Here is a 9,191-nt window from a genome sequence, read left to right as displayed (position 1 = left end):
GCAGTCAGGCAGTGGGAAGGCTGTATCCGTAGAGATTGTGCTTCAGCAGCAGCGGCCTGAGGCTTTCGGGCACCTGGTCCCGTTCACCGGCTTGACGCACCTTGGAGCTGGCTGTGCCAGGGATGCTGAGCGGCAACACCTGCAGTCGGGCTCCCAACGCGTTCAGAGCGTTGAGTGCACTGTCCGCGAGAGGCCAGCCTTCTCGCGGCACGATGCCGAGCTCGCAGTGCGACAGCCAGTCCCGGCTGTTTTTCCAGCTGGGGATCTGTGCGGCCAGATCACTGCCCACCACGAAACAGAAGTGTTGACTTGGCCAGCGCTTCTTTGCACGTTCCAGCGTGGTGATCGCATAGGGACTGCTGAGCTCCTGGGCCAGCTCCAGCCTTGGATCGGCGATGTGGTGCACCAGGGCTTGGAGCAGATCGCGTCGCATGCTCAGATCAGCCGCATGCTGTTTCATAGGGTTGTCGCTGGCCCATGTGGCCACCCGGGGATAGTGCTCCAGCAGGCCGGTCAACAGCGCCTGATGGCCTCGAGTTGGAGGGTCGGCACTGGTGCCGAGCAAGGCGATGTCGGCCATGGTCAGGGCAGCAGTGACGGCAGCGGCGGGCGGGATTGCGGCTGAGGCCAGTCCTGCATCAGCTGAAGGATGCCGTGGTCTGATCGGGCCAGTCGCCGCAGCAACGTGGCAGGACCAGGTTGTTGGCGGCGGCCCCGGCCCCGCTCCTCGAGCAACCAGCGCGCCGTCAGACGTCCTGTGCGACGGGTGGTGTGAACAGCGAGTGCGGCCTGGGCGACGGCCACGGGAGCAGCCGGAGCCAGGGTGAGTCCTGCACTGAAGGGAGCCGCCAGCAACAGCAGTTGCCGCAGGGAGCCAAGGGCGACCTGGAGACCCAGCTGAGCGCCGCCCAGCAAGGCGTTTTGTCCGCTCAGCTGGCGGAGCAACCGACGGGCTGCCGGGCCTCCGAGGGGCAGGTCATAGAGCTCGCAAAGATGGCGGACAAGGGCGGCGTCACAGGCCATACCGCCCGCCAGATCCAGCAGCATCAGGGGATTGGCAGCCACGCCGGTGGCCTTGAGGGCGGCGTAACGACCGATCAAGCCCTGGGCTTCCCGACGTCGGCGTTGCAGACGCCCGGTTTCGAGCTGCTGCTGAATTTTGGCGGCCTGGCGCAGGGTGTTCAGCAGCAGCAGGCTGTGGCCATGCTGCTCCAGAAGGGTGTCCAGACAGATTTCCAGCGGCGCCACATCGGCGGGCTGCTGCCGGCTGCGGATGCGGCCATCGGGTCGCTGCTCAGCACGTCTTGGAGCGGCGGCGACGGCCAAGGGAGCAGGCAGCCCCGATGGCAAACGACCGTGGATGCTGCGCAGCAGATCCGGCAGCTGCTCGCTGGGCCAGCAGTCGCTGCGGTTCAACACCGTGAGCACCGGTTTGCCCATCGCCTGCAGTGTTTCCAGGGCATCCAGTTCCACCCGGGTGATGTCTCCATCCAGCACCAGCAACACCAGGTCGGCATGCAGCGCGACGCGGGCGGCCAGGCGTGCCCGGGCCGGCGCATCGACCTCATCGATTCCTGGTGTGTCGACCAGGTCCACGGATTGCAATCCCGGAACCGGACGTGGCCAGGGCACCGCCTGTTGATGGCGTGTGCAGCCATGGGCGACGTCGGTGGCCATCACGTCTTGACCCACCAGCGCATTGACCAGGCTGGACTTGCCCACACCCACCCGGCCGAACACCGCGATGCGCAGCCTGTGGCTGTCGAGCCGTTGCAGCTGCAGGTCCAGCAGGCGCAGGGCTCCTGAGAGCAAGCCTTGTTCCCGGGGGGTGAGATCGAGTTGTGCACGCCACCCCAGCAGGCGGTCGCGGCACTGATCTCCGATGCCGCTCATGGTGCGACACCTGCGGCCGTTTTGCGCCACCACCCCGCCAGCACGGCCAGCACCGCTTCCGGCCCGATCACACCCACGAACCCACCGAACTCATCCACCACGACGCGAACACCGCTGTTGTCCCGTCGGAAGGCGGTGAGTAGGCGGTCGGCTCGGATCATTTCGGGGACGAATTCAGCAGGCTCACTCAGGTCGGCCGGAGTGAGTTGCCCTTGGCTGCGCACAAGCGCACTGAGCAAGCGATCACGGCTGGCCACGCCCAACACCTTGTCGACGGCGTCGCCCAGCACCACCCACCACTGGGCCTCATTGTCGAGCAGCTCAGCGCGTAGCTGCTCCAGACGGGTTGCCCCATTCAGGGTGGGTGCCGCCACACGCGGTGTCATCAGATCCCTCGCCGTGAGGTCATTGAGGAGGAACACCTTGGAGATCATCGCGGCCTCATCGGCTTCGATCTGCCCCTTCTGTGATCCGAGCTTCGCTAGCAGCCGGATCTCCTCCTCATCGGTGCTGATCTCGTTTTCCTCGGTGATGGCTGGCAGCAGACGTTCCAGCAGCAGCACGAGTGGGCGCATCATCACGCCGAGCCAGTGCAGGACTGGAGCGCTCGCCAGGGAGACAGGCAGGGCCAGGCGGCTGCCAATCGCCTTGGGCAGGATTTCGCCCAGCAGAATCACCAACACCGTGAGGCTCACGGAGAAGAGCGGCAGGGCAATGCTTCCCGCATCCATCCGTTCGGTAAAGACAACGGAGGCATAGCCACCCAGCATCAAGCTTCCAAAGATGTTGAAGCCGTTGTTGGCGATCACCAGCACGGAGAGCGTCCGTCCCAGTCGCTGGCGAAGCTGAGCCAGTCGGCGGGCGCCGGTGACCGGCCGAGGGCGGGCCGCGAGTTCATGCACGCGCACGGGATTCACCGTGAGCAATGCCGCTTCAACGCCTGAGCACAGCGCCGATCCGGTCAGCACCACCACCACAAGCAGCAGAAGGATGAGCAGGTCGGAGGTCATGCCAAGACGCTTTGCCTGCCATCCTGACGTTTCTCCGGTGACCTGTCTCTGCCGTGGCTGCACTCGCTCCTGTTTTTGATGCTCAGGTCTTCGCGGACCGTCGCAAGCGATTCATCGCCGAACTCGGTGGGGCCGCTGCGGTCATTCCCGCTTCAACCTTGGTCACCCACCATGCCGATACCGAGTGGCCGTTCCGTCAGAACAGTGATTTCTGGTATCTCACCGGTCTTGATGAGCCTGATGCGGTGGCCCTGTTTCTGCCCCATCGCCCCGAGGGTGAACGCTTTGTCCTTTTCGTGAATCCCCGTGAGCCCTCCGCCGAGGTCTGGACCGGCCGCCGCTGGGGGTGTGAAGGGGCGATCGAGCGCTTCGGCGCAGATTGTGCCCACCCGCGCATCGAGTTGGATGCCCTTCTGCCGCAGTATCTGGAGGGTGCCGAGGGGATTGCCTTCCGCATCGGCAGTCACCCGCTGGTGGAGCCGCTGGTGCTGCGCGCCTGGGCGACGCAGCTGGACCGGGCACCGCGCACCGGCCGAGCGGCACTGGCGTTGGTGGCGCCCTGTCCGGTGCTGCATCGCATGCGTCTGCGTAAGGAGTCTTCGGAGCTGGAGCGGATGCGCGAGGCCTGCAGGATTTCCGCCTCAGCCCATGAGTTGGCCAGAGCCGCCGTTCGTCCGGGCATGACGGAGCGGCAGGTGCAGGCCTTGATTGAGCAGCATTTCCTCGAGCAAGGAGCCCGAGGTGCTGCCTACAGCTCCATCGTTGCGGGAGGAGACAACGCCTGCGTTCTGCATTACATCGACAACCGCGACGTGCTCCAGGAGGGAGATCTGCTGCTGATCGATGCCGGTTGTTCGCTGCCGGACTACTACAACGGCGATATCACTCGTACCTTCCCCATCAGTGGTCGGTTCACCGGTGAGCAGCGTGAGCTCTATTCGCTGGTGCTCGCTGCGCAGGAAGCGGCGATCGACAGCGTCCATCCAGGTCAGACGGCCGAAGATGTGCATGCCACAGCCGTCCGGGTGATGGTGGAAGGACTTGTGGACCTAGGCCTGCTCCTCGGGGATGTCGATGGCTTGATCGAACAGGGGGCTTATCGCCACCTCTACATGCACCGCACCGGTCACTGGCTGGGGCTGGATGTGCACGATGTGGGCGCTTACCGCCTCGGTGAGCATCACGTTGAGCTGGAGCCCGGCATGGTGCTCACTGTGGAGCCTGGCCTCTATGTGAGTGATCGTCTGGCGGTCCCTGAAGGTCAGCCGTCCATTGACGATCGCTGGAAGGGCATCGGCATCCGCATTGAGGACGATGTGGCAGTCCGTGATCGTCAGGAGGTGGCCTGTGGCCATGAAGTGCTCAGCGTGGATGCCCTGAAGGCCGTGCAGGCCATGGAGGGCTGACTTACACCAGGTCAAGCACCAGCCAGAACAGCACCACCACCAGCAGCATCAGCTCGTTGCCCAGCACCACCGGCGCCGATACCCAGAGCGAGTGTCAAAAGCCCTGTTTGCATGTCCTGGACATGCTGAGACCAGTGAGGTGTGCTGTTCGTGAAATCCGGAGGCTCCTCTCCCGTTGGCACGATCCTCAGCGTCCTGTTTGCCGTTCCAGCCATTGAATGGCGGAACGGGTGTCGGGGAGGATGTGGTCTGCTCCGGCATCGCGCAGTTGCTGCTCATAGGCCTGGCGTTCAGGACTGCCTGGTTGGAGATGGGGGGGCGGGACAGCCAGGCTGATCCAGCAACGCTCAGGGCAGGTCGTGCGTGCATTAACCACGGTTTGCACATCGGCAACCGTGTCGCCCAGGTAGGCGACGCTACCGCCGGTTTTGTCGTTCAACAGGCTGTTGCTGAGCTGGATCAAGCCGCGAGGATCCGGTTTGTCAGGCGCATCACCCATGGCGATCAGCGGTGGTGTCTCCAGCTGCAGTCGCTGCTCCAGCACGAATCGGGCCGAGGGCGGCTCGGCGCCGCTGACAAAGCCCCAGATCCATCCCAGGTGATGGATCACCCTGAAGAAATCAGCGCTCACCAGCAGCGGTTCATCGCGGATGAAACCCTGCCAGCCGCTGGGATCACCATCGGGGTCACCGCCGAAATAGAAGCCGCTAAAGATCTCGATCAGCGCCTGGCGTTCGGGCAGATTGACGCCATGCCTGCGCAGCAGCTCAAGGCTGGCATCCCAGTCGTTGTTCCAACGCCCCTCGCCTTTGAGGGCATCAATGACCGCTGGGCTCGGCGTCCAGCCGCTGTAGTGCTTCACCGTGGCTTGGAGGGCTCTGCGGTAGCTGCCAGCCACATCGCGGATCACTCCGTCGATGTCAAACAGCAGCAGTTGACTCATGAGCGGTTGCCAGATCAGGGGGCAGGGTTAAGGCGGCTGGTAGGTTAGTTGTTTGTCCTTGATTCTTGAGCGCTGACACCATGACGGTTTCCGAAGGCGCTGCCGTCGACCAGGAGGTCACCACCGAGGCAGCGACAGCTGATCAGGCTCCCGAGAGCACCAGCAGTGACGCTGATCAGCAGCAGGAGCCGAAGGAAGGCCGTCCGGTGATGCGTGGCGGTAACGCTGCTCTCGCTTCGGCCACCATCGATGCTGACGGTGTGCCCTCCGGTTACACCCCGAAGGCTGATGAAGGACGCTTCCTTCTGAAGATCCTCTGGCTGCCCGACAATGTCGCTCTGGCTGTCGATCAGATCGTCGGTGGTGGTCCGAGCCCCCTCACCGCCTACTTCTTCTGGCCCCGTGAAGATGCATGGGAAACCCTGAAGGGTGAGCTGGAAGGCAAGAGCTGGATCACCGACAATGAGCGCGTTGAAGTGCTGAACAAGGCCACTGAGGTGATCAACTACTGGCAGGAAGAGGGCAAGGGCAAGAGCCTCGACGACGCGAAGCTCAAGTTCCCCGATGTCACCTTCTGTGGCACCGCCTGATCTCCAGGTTTTCCATCGTTCCGCCACGACCTGCATCAGCAGGTCTTTTTTTTGTCTGGTGGTTCAGAGTTGAGCACGAATCGTCTGAAATCATGCGTTGATGGAGAACGATGATCCAGTCATTACGCGCACGAACTGGACTCCGCTTGCCTTGCGTGGGCACAGTTGGCCGACGCATCGCCTGGTGATTGATGAGGCTGGGGGTTGGGCGGAGTTGCGACCCAATGTTCCGCTGAACAGGCCGCTGTTGATCCTGAGTGAGGTCAGTGGACTGGTGTTATTGATCTGGCAATTCATCACGGATGGGCAGGGATCAGCCGTCGCGTTGCTGACGATGCTGTTGATTGCCACGCCTGTTTTTGGCTTCACCCTGCGCACAGTGGTCTTTGATTCTCGATCAGGCTGGTTTTGGGAACAACGACTGGTTGCACCCTCGAAGCGCTTAATGGAGGGTCGTCTTTCCAGCATCCATGCCGTTCAAGTGATTCCTGAACGGGTTTTTACTGGTGAGACCTACGGGATGACTTATCGGCGCACATTTTTTATGAGTTATGAACTGAATCTGGTCAATCATCTTGGCGGGCGACTGAATCTGATTGATCACGCCATCTTGATTTGGCTGCGGCAGGATGCGCACAGGCTGGCGCAGTTCCTGGACGTTCCGGTGTGGGACATCACCTGGGATTCGGACAATGCTCAGAGCATGAACGAACTCAAAATGCAGGTGTTGGACAATATCCGCTAATTAATTCAAGTCAAAAAAATCCGGGAACTGGCGTTCCCGGAAGTGAACCAAGGGTTGTTTCCAATCCAATGATTCAGTCTTGATTCTTGGCGGCCTGGGCGCGAGCACGGGCGCGATCGAGACTCTGTTGAGCTTTGACTTTCTCTGCAGAAGCAGGTTGACCTTCCATCTTGCTCACAGCACTGCGCGCGGCTTGGAGCTCACTGTCTGCAGTGCTGCTGTCGATGGATGTGCCCAGCTCAGCTGAGTTCACCAGGATGGTGACATCGTCAGCTTCAACTTCAGCAAATCCGCCCATCAAGGCAATGGATTGCCAGGTGCCTTGATCGCGGACGCGCAGCACACCCACGTCAAGCGCTGCCAGAAGGGAGACGTGACCGGGAAGGATGCCGAGCTGGCCGGTGGTGCTGGGCAGGATCACCTCATCGGCAGGGCCGTCGAACACGCTCTGGTTGGGTGCCAGCACGCGGAGGGTGAGGGACATGGGTAAGGAGAGCTTGGTGGAGGAGCGGTGGCGCTGAGTGAAACAACGGGGAGCATGACTTCATGCTCCCCAGATGATCACTTGGCTTCTTCAGCGATCTTGGCGGCCTTGGCCTTGACTTCCTCGATGTTGCCCACGAGGTAGAAGGCCTGCTCGGGTAGGTGGTCGAGCTCACCAGCAAGGATCTGGTTGAAACCGCTGATGGTTTCTTCCAGCTTCACGTACTTGCCAGGCATGCCGGTGAAGATCTCAGCCACGAAGAAGGGCTGGGACAGGAATTTCTCGATCTTGCGAGCGCGGTCCACGGTCTGACGGTCATCTTCGGAAAGTTCGTCGAGACCCAGGATGGCGATGATGTCCTGAAGCTCCTTGTAACGCTGCAGGGTGGACTGCACGGCACGGGCGGTGCGGTAGTGCTCGTCCCCGACGACAGCGGGCTGAAGCATGGTGCTGGTGGAATCCAGGGGATCCACAGCGGGGTAGATGCCCTTGGAGGCCAGGGCACGGTTCAGCACCGTGGTGGCGTCAAGGTGAGCAAAGGTGGTGGCAGGTGCCGGGTCGGTGAGGTCGTCAGCCGGAACGTAGACGGCCTGGATCGAGGTAATTGAACCTTCCACGGTTGAGGCAACACGCTCTTGGAGCGCGCCCACGTCGGTGCCCAGGGTGGGCTGGTAGCCCACAGCGGAGGGCATGCGGCCCAGCAGTGCAGACACTTCGGAGCCGGCCTGGACGAAGCGGAAGATGTTGTCGACGAACAGCAGCACGTCCTGTTTGTTTACGTCACGGAAGTGCTCGGCCATGGTCAGAGCGGAGAGACCCACGCGCATGCGGGCGCCGGGAGGCTCGTTCATCTGGCCGTAGCAGAGAGCCACCTTCGACTTGGAGAGGTCCTCGGAGTTGATCACTCCGGACTCCTTGAATTCCTCGTAGAGGTCATTGCCCTCACGGGTGCGCTCACCCACACCGCCGAAGACGGACACTCCGCCGTGCTCTTTGGCGATGTTGTTGATCAGCTCCTGAATCAGAACGGTCTTGCCCACACCGGCACCACCGAACAGGCCGACCTTGCCGCCCTGTCGATAGGGAGCCAGAAGGTCAATCACCTTGATCCCGGTTTCGAACACCTTGGGCTTGGTTTCGAGCTCGGTGAGCTTGGGAGCCTCGCGGTGGATCGGGGCAGTTTCTTTGGTGGTGACGGGACCCTGCTCGTCAACAGGCTCACCCAGCACATTGAAGATGCGTCCGAGGGTGGCTTCACCCACGGGAACGGAGATGGCAGCACCAGTGTCGACGGCTTCCATGCCTCGGACCAGTCCATCCGTGCCACTCATGGCCACGGCGCGAACCCGGTGATCGCCCAGCAGCTGCTGCACCTCGGCAGTCAGAGCCACGTCCTGGCCTGCGGGGTTCTTGCCTTCGATCCGAAGGGCATTGAGAATTTTGGGCAGCTTGCCGGCGGGGAATTCCACGTCCAACACCGGGCCAATCACTTGGCGAACAACGCCCTTGGTACCGGCGGAAGCAGGAGCAGCAGCGGCCATAAGTAAGGAGATGTGAGAGGGAGGCGGGTAAAGCTTTCCCTTCCTGAGCGGCGCAACGATACCACCGCCACGGTTGATCTCGGGGGGTTCGGTCACCCGCACGCCTGGCGCATGGTCGGAAGGCGAAGCCCGGACATAGGTTGGCAGTCGTCGACCTTGAGTGCCAGCTCGAGTCGAACCGGCGCCAACGCGCCCTGTCCCTGCTCCTGCAAGAACCCATGGCTGCTGTTTCCCTCAGCGTCTCCACCGTTAAGCCCCTCGGCGATCGCGTGTTCGTCAAGATCTCTGAATCCGAAGAGAAGACCGCCGGCGGCATCCTTCTTCCTGACACCGCCAAAGAAAAGCCCCAGGTGGGTGAGGTGGTTCAGGTCGGACCCGGCAAGCCCAACGACGACGGATCCCGTCAGGCTCCAGAGGTGGGCGTGGGCGACAAGGTCCTCTACAGCAAGTACGCCGGCACCGACATCAAGCTCGGCAGCGATGAATACGTGCTGCTGTCCGAGAAGGACATCCTCGCCGTCGTCAACTGATCGATTTGCGTCTGCCCGTTCCTTGAAGGGCAGTTGTTTGTTGTTCCCA

The 9,191-nt window shown here is 62.1% G+C and carries 10 protein-coding genes; 4 read left to right on the top strand and 6 right to left on the bottom strand.

Annotation, left to right across the window (positions count from 1 at the left end):
• Positions 1 to 4 precede the first annotated feature (4 nt).
• Genes SynNOUM97013_RS10705 through SynNOUM97013_RS10695 form a run of 3 tightly spaced genes read right to left on the bottom strand, consistent with a single transcriptional unit; the run spans position 5 to position 2,903 of the window.
• Positions 5 to 580, bottom strand: coding sequence for a nicotinate-nucleotide adenylyltransferase (locus tag SynNOUM97013_RS10705; RefSeq protein WP_186479787.1), 576 nt, complete (start codon positions 578 to 580; stop codon positions 5 to 7).
• Between the two features lie 2 nt (positions 581 to 582).
• Entirely contained in the window at positions 583 to 1,893 is a 1,311-nt protein-coding gene (locus tag SynNOUM97013_RS10700; RefSeq protein ID WP_186479786.1) for a GTP-binding protein, read from the bottom strand.
• Positions 1,890 to 2,903, bottom strand: a complete 1,014-nt coding sequence (locus SynNOUM97013_RS10695) for a CNNM domain-containing protein (protein ID WP_186479785.1) — start codon at positions 2,901 to 2,903, stop codon at positions 1,890 to 1,892. Before SynNOUM97013_RS10695 ends, SynNOUM97013_RS10700 begins: the two co-directional genes overlap by 4 nt.
• Before the next feature lie 53 nt (positions 2,904 to 2,956).
• On the opposite strand from SynNOUM97013_RS10695, the gene SynNOUM97013_RS10690 reads away from it, so the two are divergent.
• Positions 2,957 to 4,309 (top strand): aminopeptidase P N-terminal domain-containing protein, encoded by a 1,353-nt coding sequence (locus SynNOUM97013_RS10690; RefSeq protein ID WP_186479782.1) that lies wholly within the window; start codon positions 2,957 to 2,959, stop codon positions 4,307 to 4,309.
• Between the two features lie 187 nt (positions 4,310 to 4,496).
• On the opposite strand, the gene SynNOUM97013_RS10685 is transcribed toward SynNOUM97013_RS10690, so the two are convergent.
• The gene (locus SynNOUM97013_RS10685) at positions 4,497 to 5,252 is read right to left on the bottom strand and encodes a TIGR01548 family HAD-type hydrolase (RefSeq protein WP_186479776.1); all 756 of its coding nucleotides are present in this window, start codon (positions 5,250 to 5,252) and stop codon (positions 4,497 to 4,499) included.
• A gap of 80 nt (positions 5,253 to 5,332) precedes the next feature.
• Here SynNOUM97013_RS10685 and SynNOUM97013_RS10680 point away from each other — a divergent pair, with 80 nt between their 5' ends.
• Positions 5,333 to 5,842: a 30S ribosomal protein PSRP-3 gene (locus SynNOUM97013_RS10680; RefSeq protein ID WP_186479774.1), complete on the top strand. Its 510-nt coding sequence runs from the start codon at positions 5,333 to 5,335 to the stop codon at positions 5,840 to 5,842.
• A 280-nt stretch (positions 5,843 to 6,122) separates the two neighbouring features.
• Positions 6,123 to 6,587 (top strand): hypothetical protein, encoded by a 465-nt coding sequence (locus tag SynNOUM97013_RS10675; RefSeq protein WP_186479772.1) that lies wholly within the window; start codon positions 6,123 to 6,125, stop codon positions 6,585 to 6,587.
• 73 nt (positions 6,588 to 6,660) lie between these two features.
• Here SynNOUM97013_RS10675 and atpC read toward each other — a convergent pair whose 3' ends face one another.
• Both atpC and atpD read right to left on the bottom strand, forming a co-directional pair.
• Positions 6,661 to 7,071, bottom strand: a complete 411-nt coding sequence (gene atpC, locus SynNOUM97013_RS10670) for an ATP synthase F1 subunit epsilon (RefSeq protein WP_186479770.1) — start codon at positions 7,069 to 7,071, stop codon at positions 6,661 to 6,663.
• Between the two features lie 77 nt (positions 7,072 to 7,148).
• Positions 7,149 to 8,612, bottom strand: a complete 1,464-nt coding sequence (gene atpD / locus SynNOUM97013_RS10665) for a F0F1 ATP synthase subunit beta (protein ID WP_186479769.1) — start codon at positions 8,610 to 8,612, stop codon at positions 7,149 to 7,151.
• A 218-nt stretch (positions 8,613 to 8,830) separates the two neighbouring features.
• Here atpD and groES point away from each other — a divergent pair, with 218 nt between their 5' ends.
• The gene (gene groES, locus SynNOUM97013_RS10660; RefSeq protein WP_186479767.1) at positions 8,831 to 9,142 is read left to right on the top strand and encodes a co-chaperone GroES; all 312 of its coding nucleotides are present in this window, start codon (positions 8,831 to 8,833) and stop codon (positions 9,140 to 9,142) included.
• The last annotated feature ends 49 nt before the right edge of the window (positions 9,143 to 9,191 follow it).

It is taken from the genome of Synechococcus sp. NOUM97013, from assembly GCF_014279815.1.
GTDB lineage: Bacteria > Cyanobacteriota > Cyanobacteriia > PCC-6307 > Cyanobiaceae > Synechococcus_C.
This window is presented reverse-complemented; position numbering and strand designations above follow the sequence as displayed.

Excerpts from the sequence above, each read along its gene's own strand:
- SynNOUM97013_RS10700 (WP_186479786.1), bottom strand. The coding sequence starts at position 1,893 with ATGAGCGGCATCGGAGATCAGTGCCGCGACCGCCTGCTGGGGTGGCGT.
- groES (WP_186479767.1), top strand. The coding sequence starts at position 8,831 with ATGGCTGCTGTTTCCCTCAGCGTCTCCACCGTTAAGCCCCTCGGCGAT.
- SynNOUM97013_RS10695 (WP_186479785.1), bottom strand. The coding sequence starts at position 2,903 with ATGACCTCCGACCTGCTCATCCTTCTGCTGCTTGTGGTGGTGGTGCTG.
- atpC (WP_186479770.1), bottom strand. The coding sequence starts at position 7,071 with ATGTCCCTCACCCTCCGCGTGCTGGCACCCAACCAGAGCGTGTTCGAC.
- SynNOUM97013_RS10685 (WP_186479776.1), bottom strand. The coding sequence starts at position 5,252 with ATGAGTCAACTGCTGCTGTTTGACATCGACGGAGTGATCCGCGATGTG.
- SynNOUM97013_RS10705 (WP_186479787.1), bottom strand. The coding sequence starts at position 580 with ATGGCCGACATCGCCTTGCTCGGCACCAGTGCCGACCCTCCAACTCGA.
- atpD (WP_186479769.1), bottom strand. The coding sequence starts at position 8,612 with ATGGCCGCTGCTGCTCCTGCTTCCGCCGGTACCAAGGGCGTTGTTCGC.
- SynNOUM97013_RS10680 (WP_186479774.1), top strand. The coding sequence starts at position 5,333 with ATGACGGTTTCCGAAGGCGCTGCCGTCGACCAGGAGGTCACCACCGAG.